Consider the following 22,051-nt stretch of genomic DNA (forward strand, 5'->3'; position numbering starts at 1 on the left):
CTAAAAGCCATATCTATTACTTAGTGTACAAACCTTAAAAATTTGTACAATGGGAAGAAACACTCATAAATATTTACCTAATGCACAAAGACTGATTTCGCATAAGCGGATTCTCCCACTGTAGGGAGGAGCATTGGTTGTGAATTAATCCAAATTACAGCATTCCCATCACCTCCAGCTACATAGATATCATTATTGTATATACATATTGATTGAGCATTAGAGATAAAATTAGGGTCAGAAGCATCGGGAAGTTCTGTCATTAGACCATTCTTCCAAATCACCGCTTTTTTGTCATATCTCCCTACGATATAAACGTCATTATTACCATCCACGAATACAGAAGAGGCCCTACTATACAGTTCTTCATTCTCAACCAAAACCGTGGAAGTTACATTGCCCCCATCCTTATCCGCTGTCCAAGCATTGGCCACAAAATTATTAATCGCCCCTACCGCATAAACAATCCCATCTTTTACACGGATAGACGAAACAGTATGGTTAGTACTTATATCGTAAGGAAAACTTTCCAAAAGATGGCGTTCCCCATTTTTCCAATACACGGCCTCTTCTTTACCATCTACCCTCTCATCTCCGCCAACATAAAAATCATCTCCATCCACAAAGACAGAACGTGCCAACCCAAGGTTTACTTCATCGATAAGGACTTCTTCTCCATTATTCCATATTTTGGGAAAGTAAGAATTCTCATTTGGGTCCCATTCGCCACCTGCAGCATATACATTTCCATTGGCCACGGCCACAGAAACTGCAACGGCCTCCAATGAGCCATCTGTAAGTTCCATGAATACTTCCCCATTTTTCCATATTGTAGCTATGGCTTCCAAATTGTTTTTCATGACATAACCCGCAGCATATACATCAGTCCCTTCCACAGATACAGCGTAAGCGCTCGATTTATATTCTGATAATTGCTGTTCAACCCCATTCTTCCATTGGGTGGCTATATTAGTATCCCCTATATTAACATGACCCGCAACGTAAATACCATATATTTTTAACAATGCTTCGCTCACAGTACTTTCCTCACCTATGCTGACGGTAATGGTTCCTACTTCTGCTCCCGAAGGTACAACCGCAACAATGTCCCCATCATCATTAAGGATTACATCATCTGCCATAACAGAGCCACCAAATACAACACCCACTTGATTAATGTCGTCACCAAAACTGGTACCACTGATCGTTATCTGGTCACCTTCCATAGCCTCCACAGGATAAAAATCCAAAATTGAAGGTAGTACATTGAAATTAAAAGCCATACTGGCTTCATCATTAACCGTAACGACCACTCCCCCATCCGTAGTCCCTTGTGGAACAACTACCACTATATTGCCATTTTCATCCAATGAAACACTTGTAGCCACAATACCATTGAAAGATACCGCAATTCCATCCATATCACTTCCAAGATTCTCTCCATAGATTGTTACTTCCGACCCAACCGCTGCACCTGATGGAGAAATGTTTGTTATGATTGGTGATTTATTTTCTTCCTCCGGAATATCAGGCTGAGCATTATCATCATTTCCACATGAAGATATTGTCAATCCAATAAGCATGAAAATCAATTTTAAATGAAAAGCCCTTTTCATGATTTTGGCATAATATGGTTATTCATCATTAAAATATTAAATGACCCATAGTTTTTGAGTAAGTGATTGATGGATGCTCCATTTGAGTTGATAGATACCCCATTTGAATTGATAAATGCATATTTTAAAGAGGAATTATTAGATTTGTGGGGAAACTTTATTCTTTATACGTATTCAGTCTCCCTAAAGGATTCTGGCAAAGTCTTGTAAGAATTTCAACATTCCCCCTACTAAGCCCATTCACTGGGATTAAACCCATTTATACCAAGATATGGATGCATTGAACCAAAGCATTGAAGCCCATTATCTGAAGGAAAACCTTTATGGGGACATTTTAAACCGACTGAAAGAGAAAGGCGTAGACCTAAATCACGTTCAACGCAGCGACATTGCCGGGGTGGACGAGTTCCATGTACGTGGGGCCGCAGTCTCCAAGGAATTGGCATCCATCATTCCCTTAAAAGGTATGAAGGTGTTGGATATGGGTAGCGGTCTTGGAGGGCCCTGCAGGATGCTTGCGGACGAATATGATTGCCATGCCACTGGGATTGATTTGAGCTCCGAGTTTGTCCATACGGCCAATGCTTTGTCCAAATTGGTAGGGCTTTCCCAAAAAACCCATTTTGTACAGGGTAGCGCCACCGAGCTTCCATTTGAAGACAACTCCTTTGATATGGTCTGGACCCAACATGTACAGATGAACATTCCGGACAAACAGAAATTCTACAGCGAAGCGTACAGGGTGTTACGCCCCGGTGGACACTTTTTATATTACGATATTTTCAGAAAAAACGATGACCTTGTCACGTACCCCATGCCCTGGGCCGCCCATGAAGGATTAAGCTTTCTCTTCAAAGGTGAAGAAATGGCGAAAATAATGGCAGAACTGGGCTTTACTTTGAAATCAAAAACAGACCAAACCGAAGCCGGAGTGGAATTTTTCACCTCCCTGTTGGCCCGAATCAAGGCATACGGACCTCCAACTCTGGGATTGAACGTTCTGATGGGGGAATCCACCAAACGTAAGCTCACCAACCTTTTAGAGCATTTTCAAAAAGGTGTATTACTACTGGAAAGCGGGGTTTACCAAAAATGACCTTTATTTAGCCACGTTCACCGAACGGGTCTCACGAATCACAGTAACCTTTACCTGACCCGGATAAGTCATGTCGGTCTGTATCTTCTGTGAGATTTCAAAGGAAAGTTCGGCCGCCTTGTCATCGTTCACCTTTTCGCTTTCCACGATTACACGAAGCTCCCTACCGGCTTGAATGGCATAAGCCTTTTGTACCCCATTGAATCCAAAGGCAATGTCCTCCAAGTCCTTCAAACGTTGAATATAGGAATCCAAAACCTGTCTACGGGCTCCGGGACGGGCACCACTAATGGCATCACAAACCTGAACGATAGGTGATATCAAAGTAGTCATTTCAATCTCATCGTGGTGGGCTCCAATCGCGTTGCACACTTCTTTCTTTTCACCATACTTCTGGGCCCATTGCATTCCCAAAATAGCGTGTGGTGTTTCCACTTCTGCTTCGGCCAACGGCACTTTTCCAATATCGTGCAGTAGTCCGGCACGCTTGGCAATTTTTGGGTTAAGTCCCAATTCGGCAGCCATTACCCCGCAAAGTTTGGCCACTTCCCTGGAGTGTTGCAATAGGTTCTGACCATAAGAGGAACGATATTTCATACGTCCAACTGCCTTGATCAGTTCAGGATGCAGGCCATGGATACCTAAATCTATGACGGTACGCTTTCCTATTTCGGCAATCTCTTCATTGATTTGCTTCTCGGTCTTTTTAACGACTTCTTCAATACGTGCCGGGTGGATTCGTCCATCGGTCACCAAACGGTGCAAGGACAGACGGGCAACCTCTCTCCGTACCGAATCGAAACAGGAAAGAATGATGGCCTCTGGAGTATCGTCCACTATGATTTCCACTCCTGTGGCCGCTTCCAAAGCCCTAATATTTCTACCCTCACGTCCAATGATACGTCCTTTGACGTCATCGGACTCCAAATTGAAGACGGACACACAGTTCTCCACAGCCTCCTCGGTACCTATCCGTTGGATAGTATTGATCACAATTTTCTTGGCCTCTTGTTGGGCGGTGAGCTTGGCCTCTTCCAAAGTACTTTGTAGATAGGCCATGGCATCCGACTTTGCGGTTTCCTTCAAGGATTCCAACAATTGACTTTTGGCATCCTCAGCGGAAAGTCCGGAAATGACCTCCAATTGTTGCACTTGGCTTTTGTGCAATTTTTCAACTTCGGATTGTTTCTTCTCAAGGATTTCACTTTTGTAGTCAACCTCCTTGATCTGCTGCTCCAATCGTTCGTTCAATTTTTTGTTCTTGGCGAGTTCACTGCTTACCTGCGACTCTTTGTCCCTGGTCCTTTTTTCTGCCTCACCTATCTTTTTATCCTTATTGATGATGACCTTCTCATGCTCGGCCTTTAGTTCCAAGAATTTTTCCTTGGCTTGGAATATCTTATCCTTTTTAATGCTCTCTCCTTCCTTCTTTGCCTCTTTTATGATATCCGATGCCTCTCTTTTGGCATTGGAAATCATCTTGGTAGCCTTTCCCTTTTCCATCATCTTGGCTATGGCAAATCCTATTGCCAGCCCTACAACAGCCGCCGCAACAATTATTATGATATTATCCATTTCGATTATGTTTGGTTATAAAAAAAAAGCCCACATTGGTCGAAGTTTTGTACAAACTCCAAATTACAGGTTTAGGGCTAACAAGCTGCTCAAGGATCCCTATACAGGTAGGGCCTGCTTTTACAACCTAAACTCACCCTTTTGAATTATAATAGTGTTGAGTTTGTCAAAAAAATGATACCAACGTGGGCAGTAACAATATTTATTTTAAAGAACTTATTCCCCTAGTTTGGAATATACCAAATCGTTCAGGGCCTTGAGCCGTTCCATGGCGGCTTTTGTTCCTTCGGACTGGTCTATTCCGCCTTGCTCTATTTTTGAAGCGAACTGTAAGGCACACATGGCCAAAACGTCCTGCTTGTCCCGAACCGCATAGTTTTGCTCGAACTTTTTGACCAAACTTTCTATGTTCTTGGCCGCTTTTCGCAATCCTTCCTCCTGTTTGGGGTCTATCGTCAACGGATATACCCTATCAGCAATGGAAAGCTTTATTTTGAGCTTTTCTTCCATCTTATCGGTACTATCAATCCGCTAACTTGGCAATGCAAACATCCAGTTCGCGGATCAACGTATTTATTTTGAGCTTAGCTTCTGTCTTGCTAGTATTACTACCCAGCATTGTGTTTGCCATTTTTAAGGAATTGTACTTTTCTTCCCATTCCAAAACGGCTTCCTGTATGCGTTTGTTTTCTTCCTTTTCCAGGTTCAATTCTTCTTTCAACTTGGCATTGGCCTGATGCAACAATTCCATTTTGTGCAACAGTTTGCTCACTTTGTTTTCCAAAGAATCAACAATCTCAACAAGTTCGCCCATATATGCAAACATCAATGCGTATTACACAAAGTTAACCAACCTTGGGTAACTTCGCAATACTTTTTGGATTTATTCTTAATGCGCTACTTTAAGCCCATGGCCCCATCTTTGGCACTTTTTACAAATCAAAACATTGGTTATTTTCGTATTTAATTATAAAACATCGTATGCGTCTCAATTTTTTTGGAGTCTTCTTTTTGCTTTCCCTGATCCTTGTTGCACAAGAAAAATATCCAACGGACACTTTTCGGTCCCCGTTGGAAATCCCAATAGTGTTAGCTGGCACTTTTGGGGAGTTACGGTCCAACCACTTTCATTCCGGCATAGACATAAAAACCCAGCAACGGGAAGGTCTGCCTGTTCTTGCTGTTGCGGATGGCACCGTTACCCGGATAAAAGTTTCGCATTGGGGGTACGGGAAAGCCCTTTATATAGCACATCCCAGCGGACACACCTCAGTTTATGGCCATCTCAAAAAGTTTGGCCCCGAAATAGAAGAGTACGTCAAAAAAATCCAATATGACAAACAGTCTTATGAAGTTGAAATTTTCCCGGAATATGGCGAGTTAAAGGTTTCCAAGGGCAATATTGTGGCCTTTTCCGGGAATACAGGGGGATCCTCCGGACCACACCTCCATTTTGAAATACGAAGCAGTGTTTCTGAAAAACCCACAAACCCCCTACTTTACGGCTATGAGGTAAGGGATGCCACCGACCCTTCATTGGTGGGACTTTTTGCCTATCCTCTATCCAACGACGCTTTGGTGAACCAAAGTGCCCAAAAAATACAGCTGAATTTTACCAGACAAGCCGATGGTTCTTTTTTGGCCGATAAGGTCACTGCCCATGGCACCATTGGTTTTGGGATCAACAGTTTTGACCGCCAAGACATGGCCGCCAACCAAAATGGCGTTTATGCCGTTAAACAAACCGTAAACGGCCAAGTCTATCTGGAGTATGATTTTGAATCTTTTTCCTTTGGGGAGACGCGCTACATCAACACCTTGATAGACTATGCCCATTTTGGGAAATATAGGCAGCGCATCCAAAAATGTTTCAAGGAACCCTACAATCATTTAAGCATTTACAAAACCCTATACAATAATGGAAAAATAGATATTGAAGAAGAGATGTCCTATACTGTGGAATTGCTGATTTCCGACATAGAGGGCAACGAAACCAAGCTCGTCATCCCGGTTGAGGGAAAGAAAGAGGCCATCAAAATCAAAAAAGATGATACGACCACCAAAGATTTTATCATGGCGGACAAACCCAACAATTTTGACCTTGGGGCCGCCAAGGTGTACTTTCCTGCAAATACCTTTTATGAGGATTTCTACATGAACCTGCAAAAAGGCAAGGACACCATTACCATACACAACAACAGTGTAGCGGCCCACCGAAACTTTACGATCAGCTTTGACCCCTCGCAATATCCTTTGGAGGAAAGAAGACAATTGTTCATAGCCCGTTTGGACGACCATATGAGACCCTCCTATTCCAAAACCTATAAGCGGGACGGTTCCTTTACCACCAGAACGCGGGCTTTGGGAATGTACACTTTGGCAAAGGACAGTGTTGCCCCCACGATATCCCCAAAAAACTTCAAGGAGCAACAATGGCTGAGCAATTACAGCTACCTGAGCTTGAAAATCTCGGATGACCTCAGTGGTATAGACTCCTATTCTGCCACCATCAATGGCAAATGGATCTTAATGGAGTATGAGCCAAAGACCAATACCATTACCTACAATTTCGACGACAAGATCTTGAACGACACACAATGTGAACTCAAAGTAACCGTTACGGATAATGTAGGCAACTCCAGTACTTATACGGGTACATTTTTTAGAAAGTAACACATTGATCCACCTCAAGTCCATAACCGTATTTTTAGTGATGCTTTGGACGGTTACGCTCCAAGGACAAACAGCCACGGTTTTCGGTACTGTATTGGATGAAAATCACTCCCCCATACCCAATGCGAACATTGTTTCGGGAAATAACGGGACAAGCTCGGATAGCTATGGACATTACACACTTTCATTGGATGCCAGCGTGCCCCAAACCTTGATTTTCTCCCATGTAGGTTATAAAAATGTGGTGTTGGAAAACCTGACCCTCGCTCCCAACGAGACCTTTGAACTCAATCCCGTGATGAAAACCGATGTTGTCCAAATAGCCGGGGTGGAAGTCTCCGCCTTGGGTGAAAGAACATTGGAAGGCATCACCATAGTACCTCCAGAGTTGATACGTAACATACCAGGGGCCAATGCCGGGGTGGAAAATATCTTAAAACTGCTCCCCGGGGTTTCTTTCAACAATGAGCTCAGTACGCAATACAATGTGCGCGGCGGCAATTTTGATGAAAATCTGGTCTATGTGAACAATATTGAGGTATACCGCCCTTTTTTGATACGTTCGGCCCAACAGGAGGGTTTGAGCTTTGTGAATAGCTATATGGTCTCCAACCTGGAGTTTTCACCCGGGGGGTTTCAAGCCAAATACGGCGATAAACTATCCTCAGCCCTGAACATCACCTATAGGACACCAACCTCTTTTGGACTTCGGATACATGGCAGCTTTTTGGGAGGCAGCGCCACTTTGGAAACGGCATCCAAGAACAAAAAACTGACAAGTTTGACGGGTGCTCGATACAGAAACAATAGTCTATTGGTGAACAGCCAACAAACGCAAGGGAATTTTAACCCCCATTTTTTCGATATCCAAAACTATCTCACTTATCGATTCTCCAATACGTTCCATTTAAGTTTTTTGGGCACCTTATCCATCAATGACTACCAAAATGAGCCTTCAACCCGACAAACCAATTTTGGAACCTTGAATGAACCCAGAGCCTTATCCATTTTCTACCAAGGAAAGGAGAACAGCACTTACAAAAATGCACTTGGAGCCCTTAAGGCGGAATACTTCTTGGACAACGATGTAAAACTGGAGTTCACCTCGTCGCTCTACCATACCCAAGAAGAAGAATTTTCGGATATCATTGCATCCTACGAACTGGGAGAGGTGGATACGGGTCTTGGGAATGGGGAACTGGGCGAAGCAGTCAATCCAAGGGGCATTGGCTCCCAATTCAACCGGGCACGCAACCAACTGGACGCCCTAATTTTCACTCTTTCCCACAAGGGCAAGTCCACCAAAAATGGAAATTCTTTGGAATGGGGAGTGAAATTCACCCATGAAGATGTGCGTGACCAACTTAGGGAAGCTGAATTTATCGATTCAGCTGGTTTTATCATACGCCCCTCCGAACCCCCGATCATCAACAACCAGCCCGAAGAACCCTTCACAGTCGATATCTTACCTTACGAAAGTGCACGTGCCACCAATTTTGTAAAGACAGACCGATTTTCTGCCTATTTGCAATATACCCACCAAATGGAATGGAACCGTCACCAACTATATTTTAACTTAGGGGCAAGGGCCCAGCATTGGAGCTTGAGCGGGGAGGGCATCAACAACAATTCCCAAGTTATTTTCAGTCCCAGAGGTCAGGTTTCCATCAAACCAAATTGGAACAAAGAGGTCCTGTTCCGATTTGCAATGGGCAGCTACCAACAACCACCTTTCTATAGGGAGCTCAGGGATATCACAGGACAGGTGAATCCCGAGGTTAAAGCGCAGAAGTCCATCCACTATGTACTGGGAAGCGAATACCACATACAGCTTTGGGATAGACCCTTCACCTTGATAGGGGAAGCCTATTACAAGGACTTGAAAAATGTAAATCCATACACTGTGGAGGATGTTCGGGTGCGCTATGCCGCCCAAAACAACGCAACGGCATTTGCCCAAGGTCTAGATCTAAGACTTACTGGGGCTTTTGTTCCGGGGACCCAATCATGGGTAAGCGTGGGATACCTACAGACCAAGGAAAATATTGAACATCGCGGATATATTTCCAGACCTACGGACCAACGTCTAAAGTTTGCCATGCTTTTCCAGGATTACATGCCCAGTATACCCAATCTTAGACTCTCCCTGAACCTTGTCTACAACACGGGAGTGCCCGGAGGTTCCCCCAACAACGCGGACCCTTACATTTTTCAGAATAGATTAAGAGATTATAGAAGGGCCGATATGGGAATTTCCTATATTTTTGCAGACGAAAAAAACAAACATCCTAAAGGACATTGGCTCCACAAGTTCAAGGAGTTCAGCGTTGGTTTTGAAATTTTCAATGTGTTCAACAACCAAAATTCCATAACCAATACTTGGGTGAGGGACGTAGATTCCCATAGGCAATTTGCCGTACCCAATTACCTGACAAGCCGGGTCCTCAATCTCAAATTTGAGATGCGATTTTAAATGCAACTGATGAAAAAAATCCTTCCTCTTATCGTGTTTTTCACCGTTTCCTTGGCAATGGCCCAGAAGAACATCTATGAGAACATAAAGTTTGACGAACTCACCGAAGACCATCGTGTGCTGGCCATCATTCCCTTTATTGCCCATTTGGAGCTCAAGGAAGCTGTGGATCGTGATGAACTAAAAACATTGGCCCAGAGGGAAGGGTATGCGGTACAGAATGCCTTGGAAACCTATTTTTCGAAACGGAAAAAACGGAAAAAGTTCAATGTAGACTTTCAAAATGTGGCCAATACCAATGCCATTCTTGCCCAAAACGGCATCGACTACAACAATCTTGACATCCATACCACCCAGGAGCTGTGCGACATTCTCAAAGTGGATGGCATCATCAGCGGCAACCTCAACCTTAATATTCTGTTATCCGAAGGTGTGCCCACTAATTTCAGTCTCTTGGACTACTTCAGTGGAGATGCCAATTATGGCAGGATCGGGGTGAAGATAAGCGATGGTGAAACCGGAAAGTTGTTGTGGAAATACGAAAACGAAATCACCAAAAAAACAGGCAAGAACACCACGGAACTCATTGATAAGATGATGAAGACCGCTTCGCGAAAATTCCCTTACGACAAAGAAAAGAAGCGTAAAAGCAAAGGATGATCAACTCTCGGCGAACTCTCTGAGCACGTCTATGGTATAATCCAACTCTTCCTTGGTGTTATATTTAGAGAAGGAAAAGCGCAGAGAAGGCTTTTCCAGTTCCGCATCAGAAAGAATTTCTGTAAGTACATGCGAGCCCAAATTGCTCCCGGACTGACAGGCACTTCCTTTGGAACAGGCAATCCCCTTCATATCCAAATGGAACAACAACATTAACCCCTTCTGTTTGTCAAAGGGCAAACGTACATTCACCAAGGTATAGGTACTTTTTTCCATATCCCCGGAAAGCCCGTTGAAAATGGCATCGGGAATTTCTTGCCGTGTCTTTTCTATAAAATATTGTTTCAGCTCTTTGACCAATTGGGTTTCTTCTTCCAAATTTTCATAGGCTTTTACAAAAGCCTCTTCCAAGCCTACAATATTATGAAAAGGTTCGGTCCCCGCCCTATGCCCACGTTCTTGGGAACCGCCAAAAATCATTGGTTTCAATCCCGAGTTTTTTCGGATAAAGGCAAACCCTATCCCCTTTGGGCCATGAAATTTATGGGCGGCAGCGGTCATAAAGTCAATGGAAACGGTTTGCACATCCCAAGGATAATGGCCAATGGATTGTACGGTATCGGAATGAAAAAGCGCGCCATGCTCTTTACATAGGGCACCAATGGCCTCTATATCAATAATATTTCCTATCTCGTTGTTGACATGCATTAAACTGACCAACTTTTTGGATTCATCCTGTTTCAAAAGACGTTCCAGATGGTCCATTTTAGGATTGCCCACCTCATCCAAGTCCACATACGCCACGGTAATACCATACTCTTTTTCCAATTCTTCCGCGGTGTGGAGCACTGCATGATGTTCTATTTTGGAAGTGATGATGGTTTTGACGCCCAAATCCCTTACGGCACACCGCAAAATCATATTGTCGGCTTCCGTTCCTCCCGATGTAAATATAATCTCCGAGGGTTGGGCGTTCAAGGTTTTGGCAATGGTCTTACGAGCCTTTTCCACAGCGGTCTTGGCCGATCTACCGTAACTATGGGTAGAGGACGGATTGCCGTAAAATTGGGCAAGTGCTTCTTGCATCCGTGCAATTACCTCATCCCTTACCTGTGTTGTGGCAGCGTTGTCCAGGTATACTTTTTGCATAGTCCAGTTGTCAAGTTAAGTGGGTCAAAAATAGGGGAAATAAAGTTAATTTCTTTTAAAGTAAATCTTAGGTTTGGGGTATTATATTGGAATTGCTTTAAATTTGGCGCATGAGAAAACTTTTCTTTTTAGGTGTTTGTCTTACCATGCTTTGGTCTTGTAGCGATGGTGATCTGCAAATCGAGACTATTGATTTTGATGAAGGCTCCATCCAGTTCTGCTCGGGCCAAGAGGACATTGAAACCACATTGTTCTTTAAAATTAATACCAGTGAGGCACTGATCTTGGATCTTCAGTCCAACCTTATAAAAAATGAACCTTCCCAAAGTCCCATCACCAGCAGCATAGGCAGTCAATCTAGCTTGACCTACCGTTTTTTTTCCGGAGAGGTGGCCAGTTCCTATTTCTGTAGTGAAATCCCTCCGGCCTCACCTACGGTCATTGAAGAAATCAATGCAACCGATGGGGTGGTCCAAATCATAAGTACTTTGGATACGGTGACCCGATCCACCAAAACCTACAACCACGTCTTTACCATCACCGAGGTTGTATTGACCAATGGGGCCAATGAAAGTATCATAGATCAAACCGGGATAGATTTCGGAGATTACGAGACCACTGTGGAGAGTAGTGTTGGGCTTATATTTACCAACTTTGAAGATGTTTCCATCAACTCCTGCGGGGTTTCCAATGACCAAATTGTATTATCAAAGATTCTTAAAGACGAGTTCCTCTCTTTGACCATGCCTGTTGCATTATTGGAAAATGCTGAAACAGGGGACACTCCCAGGGAAATGGACTTATCCGAAACCATAGTGTTCAGGAACGGTATTTCGGGTTCCATTTTGTCTTCGGAAACCGTTTGCTCCGGAATTGATGCATCAGAACTTAAAAATGAATTTTCCACTACGGAAGGCAAGATATCGGTAACCACCACCGCATCCGAACCTGATGAAAATAGCATAGTGACTTACACACATACCATTTCATTGACTGATTTTGTGCTTCAGGATATGAACGGTTCCAGTGCAGGTACATTTGAGGAGGCCTATGTTTTTGGTACGTTTACCACTACCTCTGAATAGCCTAACCATTCTGAAAAATATAGACCTCAGTGGCACCGAGTCCATATTTTTGGTAGTCGGCATCATAACACTTGATGTTATCGTACTTGTTGAAAAGGTAGTACAGTCCTTCTTTTAAAATGCCCTCGCCCACCCCGTGGATAAAAACCACTTTCTGTATCCGCTTGGAAATGGCAAAATCCAACTGTCTTTTGGCTGTTTCCAATTGTAAGTTGAGCATATCAAACTTTTCAAGGCCCTTGGTCGATTTTACCAATTGATGAATGTGTAGATCCACTTCCATTTTTGGCGCATTTCGTTGTTTGGGCTTTGTGGTTGGGGCCGTTTTCCTTTTGGGCAGTTCTTTTTCCTTTTTCACTTGCGACACCTCAAAATTGGAAACCCTGATATCCCCAGATATTTTCACCAACTCCGCAATGGGAAACTGCATGGGAAAACCTTCGGGGGTAACAATGGTTGCCGTATTGTCCGAAATAGCTTCCACCTTTCCGGAAATGGCCTCGTCCAAGACCTCTACCCTATCTCCAATCGTAATACCCTCTCTATGACCCATCTTAAAAAAATGCCAAAAAAGTTAATCCCATAAGCAAAAATAATAGTATTTTTCTTGACCTTTATAGCGGCCATGAACCTATCATTAACCATTCAAGCACTTCGTTTAAACGATTATATGTTGCCTTGCCTAAACAAGGAGTTGCTCGGATTGGATTGTCCAGGTTGTGGCCTACAACGCTCCGTTTTACTATTATTTAATGGAGAACTTTGGGCTGCTTTTAAAATGTATCCCGCTTTGTTCACGTTACTACCATTATTTGTGGTATTGATCGGTGGCGAAGTATTTAATATGAAGTATAGTAACCGTTTGGTCATTGGGCTCAGTATTGCAAGTGTTGGCCTGATATTGATCAATTACACCATAAAACTGATATTCTAAAACTTTAAATCATGGAACAAAAAAAATTACCCAACGTTACCTTGGCCTTGGTTTTGGCCATTTTATCCTTGCTGTGCTGCTGCTTTGGAGGAGCACCTGGACTAATTTTGGCGGCCATTGCTTTCTTCTTGGTCAAGAAAGATGAAAAGTCCTATGCCGAGAATCCAGAGGAATACTCCAACTATAGCACCTTAAAAACGGTCAAGATCCTTGCCATCATAGGAATGGTACTAGGTCTACTTTATCTCATCTACACCTTCTGGTCAATCAACCAAATGGGCGGCTGGGATGGCTATATGGAACGGGTAAATCAAATGATGGAACAATACCAATAAATAATTAATCTTAACAATGGAGAATAACCAAAACATGCCGGCTAAACCAAACAATTATATGGTTTTGGCCATCTTAAGTACTATTTTCTGCTGCATTGCAACGGGAATTGCCAGTATCATTTATGCATCCAAAGTAAATGAATGCTACGCCAGAGGTGAATACGAAGAAGCGGAAAAAGCTTCAAAGAATGCAAAGATGTGGGCCTTTATCGGAATCGGGGTTTCCGCCCTGGTTTGGATCATCTACATCGCCTTTTTTGGATTTGCCTTTTTAGGAGCCCTGTCCAATGCGGGTAGCTACTAAAAAAACACTATTAGTAGGTTTGGGAGTATTGTCCATCGGGGCAATACTCCTTTACTTTTCATTCAATCCGGAAAATGGGCTACTATTTCCCAAATGTCCCATACATGAATACTTGGGGATATATTGTTCCGGCTGCGGAAGCCAAAGGGCCATTCATGACCTGTTGCATTTGCGTATCGGGGATGCCATGAGCCACAATATTCTGATATTGCCCGCACTGTTTGTGCTCGCACAACACTTTCTTGTAAAATTTGGAATTCTTAACGGGAAAAGTCTATTGAATTATCGATATGCCCCTTTGGTATTGTTGGCCATTGTATTGCTTTACATGGTGCTCCGAAACTTAAAAGCTGAACCTTTTGCATATTTGGCCCCTTAGTTGGCCACTTCGCTGATAAACTTGAGTCGGTACAGTCGAAGTTCCTCATCCTCATAATCGCCATCAAATTCCTCAACGGCCTGTGAAATGGAATCCGTATCGGCCTCCAAAAAGTACTCATGGATTTCTTCCTGTTGGTCTTCATCCAAAATTTCATCGATCCAATAGCCTAGGTTCAATTTTGTGCCACTAAAGACAATCTGCTCCATTTCCTTTATGAGCTCTGGCAGTTCCAACCCCTTGGCAGAGGCAATATCATCCAAAGGCAATTTGCGATCCACACTTTGGATCACATATAATTTCAAGGCCGAATTGGCCCCTGTGCTCTTTACCACAAGGTCGTCCGGACGCATAATGTCATTTTCCTCCACATACTTGGCGACCAATGCCACAAAAGGTTTTCCATATTTTTTGGCCTTGCCTTCCCCTACACCCTGGATATTGAGCATCTCCTCCATGGTAATGGGGTATTTTAGGGACATATCCTCCAAGGAAGGGTCCTGAAACACCACAAAGGGAGGGACACCTATTTTTTGGGCCTCTTTTCTTCGGAGGTCCTTCAACAATTTTAAAAGGTTATCATCTGCACTACCTCCTGCAGATTTTCCGGCTGTGACCACCGCTTCATTACCCGTCTCGGTATACTCGTGGTCCTTGGTCATCATAAAGGATTCCGGGCTCTTTAGGAATTCCTGACCGGCTTGGGTCAGATGCAAAATACCGTAGCGCTCTATCTCCTTTTTCAGTAAACCGGCCACCAGTACTTGTCGCACCAAGGCCATCCAATACATTTTGTCCTTGTTGGAACCGATTCCAAAAAAGGGCTTTTCATCGGTCTTATGTGAGGATATCATGGCATTCACCTTACCCACCAACACCTTTACGATTTCCTTGGTCTTGAACTTTTCATTGGTATCCTTGACCACACGCAGAAGCTTCACCACCTCATCCATGGCCTCCTCTTTGGGCTTGGGGTTTCTGGCATTGTCATCCATATCCGCCCCTTCCCCATCTTTCTCATCAAACTCTTCCCCAAAATAATGTAGGATGAATTTCCTCCGCGAAATGGAAGTTTCGGCATAGGCCACGATTTCCTGCAAGAGGGCATTGCCTATTTCTTGTTCGGCCACGGGCTTGCCGGACATGAACTTTTCCAGTTTCTCCACATCCTTGTAGGCATAGAAGGCCAAACAATGTCCTTCACCGCCATCCCTACCGGCCCTACCGGTTTCTTGATAATAGCTTTCTATACTCTTTGGAATATCATGATGGATGACAAAACGCACATCCGGCTTGTCTATCCCCATCCCAAAAGCGATAGTGGCCACTACCACATCCACTTCCTCCATCAGGAACATATCCTGATATTTGGAACGTGTCTTGGCATCAAAACCAGCATGATAGGGCACCGCGCTGATTCCATTGACCTGAAGCACTTGGGCCAACTCCTCCACACGTTTTCTGCTCAAGCAATAAATGATTCCGGATTTTCCCTGGTTCTGCTTTACATATCGGATAATATCCGCATCCACATTTTGGGTCTTTGGGCGGACCTCATAAAAAAGATTGGGCCTATTGAACGATGCCTTGAACACTTTGGCATCCGTCATCCCCAAATTTTTGATAATGTCTTCCTGCACCTTTGGCGTGGCCGTGGCCGTAAGTCCAATAATGGGAATATCATCACCCAATCGATTGATGATTCCTTTCAGGTTTCGGTATTCGGGCCTGAAATCGTGCCCCCATTCCGAAATACAGTGGGCTTCATCCACCGCAACAAAGGAAATGGTAACGCTTCTTAAAAATTCTATGTTCTCTTCTTTGGTCAAGGATTCCGGCGCCACGTACAGTAGTTTGGTAAGACCATTGACCATATCTTCCTTCACTTGTTTCACTTCGGTCTTGGTCAAGGACGAGTTGAGCACATGTGCAATACCCTGTTCTTCGGATATTCCCCGAATGGCATCCACTTGGTTCTTCATCAAGGCGATCAAGGGCGATATGACGATGGCCGCCCCCTCTTTCATAATGGCCGGAAGTTGATAACACAACGATTTACCCCCACCTGTTGGCATGATCACAAAAGTGTCATTCCCCTCAAGCACATTCTGTATTACATTTTCCTGAAGTCCCTTGAACTTTGAAAAACCAAAAATCTTTTTTAGTGAGGTATGCAACTCAGTATTCGTAAGACTCATTTCAGCATTTTCGATTTTAATCCCATGCCTTGAAAAGGGAAAATGGGTTTTAAATTTTCAACGTCATTTAAAAGTAGGAAGTATTCTATCTTCCATAAATGGACATAAAAGATAGTTTGATTAGCTTTGTAAACTTAAATATAAGACATTCTTTTAGGAATACAATCAGTTAATCCGTTAATTACCTTGAGCGACATCCAGTCTATTTTATCCATCGCAAAGCGAACCCTTGAAACGGAGAGCAAGGCCATAGCCAATCTCATTGGTCTGCTCGATGAAGAATTCGCCCATGCCGTACAGTTTATCATGGAATCCAAAGGCCGGGTTGTGGTCTCCGGAGTGGGCAAAAGTGCCATTGTAGCCTCCAAAATTGTGGCTACCCTTAACTCTACCGGTACCCCAGCTATTTTTATGCATGCCGCAGACGCCATTCATGGCGATTTGGGAACCATCCAAGAGAACGATATTGTCATTTGTCTATCCAAAAGTGGGAACACCCCAGAAATAAAGGCACTGCTCCCCCTGATTAAAATTGGGAAGAACAAATTGATCGGGATTACCGGGAACATGGAATCCGTATTGGCCAAACAGGCCGATTTTGTCCTGAACACCTTTGTGGAAAAAGAGGCCTGTCCCAATAACCTAGCACCCACCACAAGTACCTCGGCCCAAATGGCCATGGGAGATGCCTTGGCCATTTGCCTATTGGAACTTCGGGGCTTTTCCAGTGCCGATTTTGCCAAATACCACCCTGGCGGCGCATTGGGCAAAAAGTTATATTTGCGGGTCGCCGATATTGTGGTAAACAACCAAAAACCACAAGTCGACGTCAACTCAAATGTAAAAGAGGTGATCGTTGAGATTTCGGAAAAGATGTTGGGTGTTACCGCAGTCATTGAAAATGATAAAGTGGTTGGGGTGGTCACCGATGGGGACATCCGTAGGATGCTCAGCAAACACGACAACATCAATGGGCTCACGGCCAAGGACATCATGACATCCAATCCAAAATCGGTAGATGTTGACACCCTGGCGGTAAACGCTTTGAAACTACTTCAAGAAAAAGGGATTTCCCAACTATTGGCCTTTGACAATGGGGCCTATGCTGGGGTAGTCCATATCCATAACCTTATAAACGAGGGAATCCTATAATGGCAAAAACAGCAAAGAAGAATCCAGATGAAATGTCCTTTTTGGACCATTTGGAAGAATTGAGATGGCACTTGTTGCGTTCAACTATGGCAGTAGTGATCATTGCCTGTCTGGCGTTTATTTTTAAAGGATTTATTTTTGACACTATTTTGTTCGGTCCCAAAAACATGGACTTCCCAACTTATAAATTCTTTTGCCGAATTGCCACCTATTTTGGCATTGATTCTGAGTTTTGTGGGGATGAGATGCCCTTTACCATTCAAAGTAGGTTGATGGCCGGACAGTTCTCAGCCCACATCTGGACCTCCATCTGGGCGGGTATCATCCTTGGTTTTCCCTACATTTTGTACGAATTGTGGAAGTTTATCAGCCCAGGACTTTATGAAAATGAACGCAAATACTCCCGTGGTTTTATCCTAACGGCATCTTCCCTGTTCTTTTTAGGGGTACTTTTCGGGTATTACGTGGTAGCTCCCCTATCCATTAACTTTTTGGGTTCCTATCAAGTCAGTAAAGAGGTACTCAATGAAATCGACTTGGCCTCCTACGTGGGCGCTGTTCGGTCCTCGGTGATTGCCTGTGGAATCATGTTCGAATTGCCTATTATCATTTACTTTTTGACCAAAGTAGGATTGGTGACCCCGGAAATCCTGAAAAAGTATCGGAAAATAGCCTTGGTGATCGTTTTGATCCTTTCTGCGATCATTACACCGCCCGATGTAACCAGCCAAATTGTGGTGGCCGTACCGGTGCTTATTTTGTACCAGATCAGTATCCGGATTTCCAAGATGGTCGTAAAGAGGGAAGCCAAAAAAGAAAAAGAGAGAAAAAATGCCAAATAGTGTAGATGAGTTCAACGCCTATCGTTCCAAAATGAACGAAAAATTGCTTACCGAGAACAACAAACTCATCAAGCGTATCTTTAATTTGGACACCAACGCCTATATGGCCGGTGCTTTGGATGTAAAGACCAAAGAGTTGTTGGGCTTGGTTGCTTCTGCCGTTCTTCGCTGCGATGACTGCGTGAAGTATCATTTGGAGCACTCCAAAAAGGCAGGGGCCAGCAAGGAAGAAGTCATGGAAACCTTGGGTATTGCCACTTTGGTGGGCGGTACCATAGTGGTTCCCCATTTGCGCAGGGCTTATGAGTTTTGGGAAGATTTGGAGGAGCATGATGCTTAAAAAAAACCAAAAGACCACCCCACAGAAACAGAATATGTTTAGTTTTGGCACACATCTATGAAGCTACGCGCAGATAATATCATGAAGGCCTATCGTGGCCGAAAGGTCGTAAAAGGCATTTCACTCGAAGTAAACCAAGGTGAAATCGTAGGACTTCTAGGACCCAATGGAGCAGGTAAGACCACCTCGTTCTACATGATCGTAGGCCTCATAAAACCCAATGGGGGCCAGATTTTCCTTGACAATATGGACATCACCGCCTTTCCCATGTACAAAAGGGCACAGAACGGTATTGGGTATTTGGCACAGGAAGCTTCTGTGTTTCGAAAGCTGAGCATTGAAAAAAACATCCTTAGTGTGTTGCAGCTCACCAAACTGAGCAAAAAGGAGCAGCACATGAAAATGGAGTCGCTCATTGATGAATTTGGTCTGGGGCATATCCGAAAAAACCGGGGCGACCTTTTGTCCGGAGGGGAACGCCGACGTACCGAAATTGCCCGTGCCTTGGCTACCGACCCAAAGTTCATCTTACTGGATGAGCCCTTTGCCGGTGTAGATCCCGTGGCCGTGGAAGATATTCAGCGAATTGTGGCCCAATTGAAGAACAAAAACATTGGTATTTTGATCACGGACCACAATGTCCAGGAAACCTTGGCCATTACCGAACGGTCTTACTTGATGTTCGAAGGGGGAATCTTAAAAGCTGGGATTCCCGAGGAACTGGCCGTGGACGAGATGGTCCGAAAGGTATACTTGGGTCAAAACTTTGAGCTTCGTAAAAAGAAATTGGACTTTTAGTCCTTTTCCTTCCACTTTTTCACTTTTACCTCTATGGAGGGAGACAACTCCTTCAAATGCGTTATAAAACCCATCCGGTCCTTGGGAGAAATAATGATGCTGTTGAATCGGTCGTAGCGTATTTCCAACCGTTTCAAGGATGCTGCCGGAGCTGAAATGGGATTATAGGTTTCCTCAATTCCGGTAACCGATGCAATGGGAATCACTTTTTTGAACCAGAAAAAGGATTTGACAACCAACCTCTCCGAATTCACCTCGTAACTAATGGAATAAAAAACGGCAACAACGAAAAGTAAAATTACGATTGGAATACCCAATTTCATCCAATCCCCATCTTTGATAACGGGGACTATGCCCGCACCAGAAATCAATAGAACAGGAATAAGCAGTTCCAGCCCTACTTTGGAAGGGTACACTTTACTATCGGAATTTCGTTGTTCAGCTTTGGCCATTTTTTTGGAAGTTCAGAACCGAAGCAATCAAGTAAAACGCAATGATCAAAGGAATTGCCAGAAACTTTAACGTCAACAGCATGATCAGGCTGCCTATCAAAAATAAATATCGAACCGCATTGTCCTTAAAACTCCAATTATCAAATTTCAAGGCAAAAAGTTCGATTCTGGAATTCAGTAAATACGCACTGACCAAGGTCAAGCCTATCAAAAACCATTGGTTTAGGATAATTCCGCTGAGCACCTCATTGGTGTGGTATAACAAAATAAGGGGCAAGGAAAGGATCAAAAGGGCATTGGCCGGTGTGGGTAGCCCCCTAAAAGACGATACTTGGTTCTCGTCCACATTAAAATTTGCCAAGCGGTATGCCGAAGCCAAAGTGATTACAAATCCCAAAAAGGGTAGCAGGGTCATTTCATCGTCATGTCCAAAAAAACCGAGGTTCCATCCGCCACGTTCCGCCATATTGAGCAACTGGAACATAACAATTCCCGGCACCAATCCGCTTGTGATCATATCCGCTAGGGAATCCAGCTGTACCCCTATTTCACTTTGCACTTTCAACAAACGCGCTGCCAATCCATCAAAAAAATCAAAAAATATCCCAATAAAAACAAACAGGGCTGCCCATTCCAAATGGTTGAGCACCGCAAAAACCGTTGCCACACAACCGCTGAATACATTGAGGAGCGTTAGAAAATTGGGAATGTACGATTTCATAAACTTCAATTTCCGTAAAAATAAGGCAAAAAGATTTTGATGTTCGGCTGAGCCGTATTTATTCTGATATTTGCCCAGACAAATCAAACCATGAAGGCAAGAACCCTCTTTTTCATCATATTACTTCTACTAGGGGTGCGAGCCTTGGCCCAAGCTCCCCAGCTCTCGGAAAAGTCACAGATAAGTCTCCTTACCTGCGCCGCTGGCGATGAACTCTACTACGCCTTTGGGCATAGTTCGTTCCGGGTACAGGATTCCGTATTGGGGATAGATGTGGTCTACAACTATGGTACTTTTGATTTCAACCGACCCAATTTCTATCTAAACTTTGTCAAGGGAAAATTGATTTACTCCCTTTCCAGACGTAGTTTTGATGATTTTCTTTTTGAATATGAAATGGAGAAAAGATGGGTCAAAGAACAAATTTTGGACCTCTCCCTTGAGCAGAGAAATCAACTGCTCGCTTTTTTCGAGAACAATTACCTGCCCCAAAACCGGGACTATCTTTACGACCCGCTACTGAACAATTGCTCCAGCATTACCGGGGACATCCTAAAAGACCAATTTGGGGATGCCGTTGTCTTTGATGGTTCTTATTTGGATGAACAATACACCTTCCGTCAATTGGTCCGGCAATTTATGGATGTCAATTCTTGGTCCATGTTCGGCATAGATCTAGCCTTTGGTTCCGTGGTAGACCGAAAGGCCACCGTTCAGGAACATATGTTCTTACCCTACTATGCCATGGAACAGATACGGCATACCTCCTTAAATGGAAAACCATTGTTGAAAAGGGAGCGATCTGTCTTGGATTATGCAGAGCATGTACAACAAAGCTTTTTTCCGCTGACCCCATTATTTTGGTTTGTTTCGTTATTGGCATTCACGGCCCTTATCACTTATTTTGACCATAAACACCAAACGCGGAGCCGTTGGCTGGATTTCACCCTATTCTTTATCACCGGATTGGTGGGCACCTTTTTATTGGTGTTGTGGCTGGCTACCGACCATACGTCGACACCCAAAAACTTCAATGTGCTGTGGGCGTTTCCACTAAATGCAATTGTAGCCTTTGTTTTTGCCTTTCAGGACAAACTGCCTGCATGGTCGCCCAAGTATCTATGGACAGTATTGGCCCTCATTGGGCTCACACTGGTGCTCTGGATATTCAAGGTGCAGATTTTTTCACCTGTCCTGATTCCCTTATTTTTGACCCTGGCCATCCGATATGGGTATCTCATTCGGTATTCCAAACCTTAGGACCAAACC

At 43.8% G+C, this 22,051-nt stretch carries 23 protein-coding genes and 1 other RNA gene; 14 read left to right on the forward strand and 10 right to left on the reverse strand.

Annotated elements, in window-relative coordinates; all coding sequences use genetic code 11:
• Positions 1 to 77: 77 nt before the first annotated feature.
• Complete coding sequence (locus ACPD8L_RS06605; RefSeq protein WP_423942620.1) at positions 78 to 1,616, reverse strand: IPT/TIG domain-containing protein; 1,539 nt, start codon at positions 1,614 to 1,616, stop codon at positions 78 to 80.
• A 271-nt stretch (positions 1,617 to 1,887) separates the two neighbouring features.
• On the opposite strand from ACPD8L_RS06605, the gene ACPD8L_RS06610 reads away from it, so the two are divergent.
• The gene (locus ACPD8L_RS06610) at positions 1,888 to 2,712 is read left to right on the forward strand and encodes a class I SAM-dependent methyltransferase (protein ID WP_423942621.1); all 825 of its coding nucleotides are present in this window, start codon (positions 1,888 to 1,890) and stop codon (positions 2,710 to 2,712) included.
• A 3-nt stretch (positions 2,713 to 2,715) separates the two neighbouring features.
• Here ACPD8L_RS06610 and rny read toward each other — a convergent pair whose 3' ends face one another.
• The 4 genes from rny to ACPD8L_RS06630 all read right to left on the reverse strand — a co-directional run bounded on the left by rny (position 2,716) and on the right by ACPD8L_RS06630 (position 5,101).
• A complete protein-coding gene (gene rny, locus ACPD8L_RS06615) occupies positions 2,716 to 4,287 on the reverse strand; it encodes a ribonuclease Y (protein ID WP_116218192.1) in 1,572 nt (523 codons plus the stop codon).
• Between the two features lie 53 nt (positions 4,288 to 4,340).
• Positions 4,341 to 4,450, reverse strand: a non-coding RNA gene (gene ssrS, locus ACPD8L_RS06620) — 6S RNA.
• 53 nt (positions 4,451 to 4,503) lie between these two features.
• Positions 4,504 to 4,797 carry a cell division protein ZapA gene (locus ACPD8L_RS06625; protein ID WP_116218193.1) on the reverse strand — a complete coding sequence of 98 codons (294 nt, stop codon included), beginning with the start codon at positions 4,795 to 4,797 and terminating at the stop codon, positions 4,504 to 4,506.
• A 13-nt stretch (positions 4,798 to 4,810) separates the two neighbouring features.
• Positions 4,811 to 5,101 (reverse strand): hypothetical protein, encoded by a 291-nt coding sequence (locus tag ACPD8L_RS06630; protein ID WP_116218712.1) that lies wholly within the window; start codon positions 5,099 to 5,101, stop codon positions 4,811 to 4,813.
• A 167-nt stretch (positions 5,102 to 5,268) separates the two neighbouring features.
• Here ACPD8L_RS06630 and ACPD8L_RS06635 point away from each other — a divergent pair, with 167 nt between their 5' ends.
• Genes ACPD8L_RS06635 through ACPD8L_RS06645 form a run of 3 tightly spaced genes read left to right on the forward strand, consistent with a single transcriptional unit; the run spans position 5,269 to position 10,093 of the window.
• Positions 5,269 to 6,960 (forward strand): M23 family metallopeptidase, encoded by a 1,692-nt coding sequence (locus ACPD8L_RS06635; RefSeq protein WP_423942623.1) that lies wholly within the window; start codon positions 5,269 to 5,271, stop codon positions 6,958 to 6,960.
• A 4-nt stretch (positions 6,961 to 6,964) separates the two neighbouring features.
• Positions 6,965 to 9,433 (forward strand): TonB-dependent receptor, encoded by a 2,469-nt coding sequence (locus ACPD8L_RS06640; protein ID WP_423942625.1) that lies wholly within the window; start codon positions 6,965 to 6,967, stop codon positions 9,431 to 9,433.
• Between the two features lie 9 nt (positions 9,434 to 9,442).
• Positions 9,443 to 10,093 carry a hypothetical protein gene (locus tag ACPD8L_RS06645; protein ID WP_116218713.1) on the forward strand — a complete coding sequence of 217 codons (651 nt, stop codon included), beginning with the start codon at positions 9,443 to 9,445 and terminating at the stop codon, positions 10,091 to 10,093.
• On the opposite strand, the gene ACPD8L_RS06650 is transcribed toward ACPD8L_RS06645, so the two are convergent.
• Entirely contained in the window at positions 10,094 to 11,242 is a 1,149-nt protein-coding gene (locus ACPD8L_RS06650) for a cysteine desulfurase family protein (protein ID WP_293301658.1), read from the reverse strand.
• Between the two features lie 110 nt (positions 11,243 to 11,352).
• Here ACPD8L_RS06650 and ACPD8L_RS06655 point away from each other — a divergent pair, with 110 nt between their 5' ends.
• Positions 11,353 to 12,327 (forward strand): hypothetical protein, encoded by a 975-nt coding sequence (locus tag ACPD8L_RS06655; RefSeq protein WP_421809792.1) that lies wholly within the window; start codon positions 11,353 to 11,355, stop codon positions 12,325 to 12,327.
• Between the two features lies 1 nt (position 12,328).
• Here ACPD8L_RS06655 and ACPD8L_RS06660 read toward each other — a convergent pair whose 3' ends face one another.
• Positions 12,329 to 12,880 carry a Smr/MutS family protein gene (locus tag ACPD8L_RS06660; RefSeq protein ID WP_423942628.1) on the reverse strand — a complete coding sequence of 184 codons (552 nt, stop codon included), beginning with the start codon at positions 12,878 to 12,880 and terminating at the stop codon, positions 12,329 to 12,331.
• Positions 12,881 to 12,952: 72 nt separating this feature from the next.
• Between ACPD8L_RS06660 and ACPD8L_RS06665 the strand changes: the two genes are divergently transcribed.
• Genes ACPD8L_RS06665 through ACPD8L_RS06680 form a run of 4 tightly spaced genes read left to right on the forward strand, consistent with a single transcriptional unit; the run spans position 12,953 to position 14,279 of the window.
• Positions 12,953 to 13,261: a DUF2752 domain-containing protein gene (locus tag ACPD8L_RS06665; RefSeq protein ID WP_116218199.1), complete on the forward strand. Its 309-nt coding sequence runs from the start codon at positions 12,953 to 12,955 to the stop codon at positions 13,259 to 13,261.
• Between the two features lie 11 nt (positions 13,262 to 13,272).
• Positions 13,273 to 13,596, forward strand: coding sequence for a CCC motif membrane protein (locus tag ACPD8L_RS06670; RefSeq protein WP_293301662.1), 324 nt, complete (start codon positions 13,273 to 13,275; stop codon positions 13,594 to 13,596).
• Between the two features lie 34 nt (positions 13,597 to 13,630).
• Positions 13,631 to 13,900 (forward strand): CD225/dispanin family protein, encoded by a 270-nt coding sequence (locus ACPD8L_RS06675; protein WP_220344575.1) that lies wholly within the window; start codon positions 13,631 to 13,633, stop codon positions 13,898 to 13,900.
• Positions 13,884 to 14,279 carry a DUF2752 domain-containing protein gene (locus ACPD8L_RS06680; protein WP_423942629.1) on the forward strand — a complete coding sequence of 132 codons (396 nt, stop codon included), beginning with the start codon at positions 13,884 to 13,886 and terminating at the stop codon, positions 14,277 to 14,279. Before ACPD8L_RS06675 ends, ACPD8L_RS06680 begins: the two co-directional genes overlap by 17 nt.
• On the opposite strand, the gene recQ is transcribed toward ACPD8L_RS06680, so the two are convergent.
• Positions 14,276 to 16,477 (reverse strand): DNA helicase RecQ, encoded by a 2,202-nt coding sequence (gene recQ, locus ACPD8L_RS06685; RefSeq protein WP_116218202.1) that lies wholly within the window; start codon positions 16,475 to 16,477, stop codon positions 14,276 to 14,278. The genes ACPD8L_RS06680 and recQ overlap by 4 nt on opposite strands.
• Positions 16,478 to 16,663: 186 nt before the next feature.
• On the opposite strand from recQ, the gene ACPD8L_RS06690 reads away from it, so the two are divergent.
• Genes ACPD8L_RS06690 through lptB form a run of 4 tightly spaced genes read left to right on the forward strand, consistent with a single transcriptional unit; the run spans position 16,664 to position 19,609 of the window.
• Entirely contained in the window at positions 16,664 to 17,629 is a 966-nt protein-coding gene (locus ACPD8L_RS06690; protein WP_293301668.1) for a KpsF/GutQ family sugar-phosphate isomerase, read from the forward strand.
• Positions 17,629 to 18,471 carry a twin-arginine translocase subunit TatC gene (gene tatC / locus ACPD8L_RS06695; protein ID WP_116218204.1) on the forward strand — a complete coding sequence of 281 codons (843 nt, stop codon included), beginning with the start codon at positions 17,629 to 17,631 and terminating at the stop codon, positions 18,469 to 18,471. Before ACPD8L_RS06690 ends, tatC begins: the two co-directional genes overlap by 1 nt.
• Complete coding sequence (locus ACPD8L_RS06700) at positions 18,461 to 18,811, forward strand: carboxymuconolactone decarboxylase family protein (protein ID WP_293301670.1); 351 nt, start codon at positions 18,461 to 18,463, stop codon at positions 18,809 to 18,811. The genes tatC and ACPD8L_RS06700 overlap by 11 nt, the downstream gene beginning before the upstream one ends.
• 57 nt (positions 18,812 to 18,868) lie before the next feature.
• Positions 18,869 to 19,609 carry an LPS export ABC transporter ATP-binding protein gene (gene lptB / locus ACPD8L_RS06705; protein ID WP_293301672.1) on the forward strand — a complete coding sequence of 247 codons (741 nt, stop codon included), beginning with the start codon at positions 18,869 to 18,871 and terminating at the stop codon, positions 19,607 to 19,609.
• On the opposite strand, the gene ACPD8L_RS06710 is transcribed toward lptB, so the two are convergent.
• Positions 19,606 to 20,061, reverse strand: coding sequence for a PH domain-containing protein (locus ACPD8L_RS06710; RefSeq protein WP_423942631.1), 456 nt, complete (start codon positions 20,059 to 20,061; stop codon positions 19,606 to 19,608). The genes lptB and ACPD8L_RS06710 overlap by 4 nt on opposite strands.
• Positions 20,048 to 20,782, reverse strand: a complete 735-nt coding sequence (locus ACPD8L_RS06715) for a CDP-alcohol phosphatidyltransferase family protein (RefSeq protein ID WP_116218208.1) — start codon at positions 20,780 to 20,782, stop codon at positions 20,048 to 20,050. The genes ACPD8L_RS06710 and ACPD8L_RS06715 overlap by 14 nt, the downstream gene beginning before the upstream one ends.
• A 90-nt stretch (positions 20,783 to 20,872) precedes the next feature.
• Between ACPD8L_RS06715 and ACPD8L_RS06720 the strand changes: the two genes are divergently transcribed.
• Entirely contained in the window at positions 20,873 to 22,042 is a 1,170-nt protein-coding gene (locus ACPD8L_RS06720) for a lipoprotein N-acyltransferase Lnb domain-containing protein (protein ID WP_423942632.1), read from the forward strand.
• The last annotated feature ends 9 nt before the right edge of the window (positions 22,043 to 22,051 follow it).

The organism is Flagellimonas algicida, assembly GCF_049629585.1.
In the GTDB taxonomy this organism is placed as follows: domain Bacteria; phylum Bacteroidota; class Bacteroidia; order Flavobacteriales; family Flavobacteriaceae; genus Flagellimonas.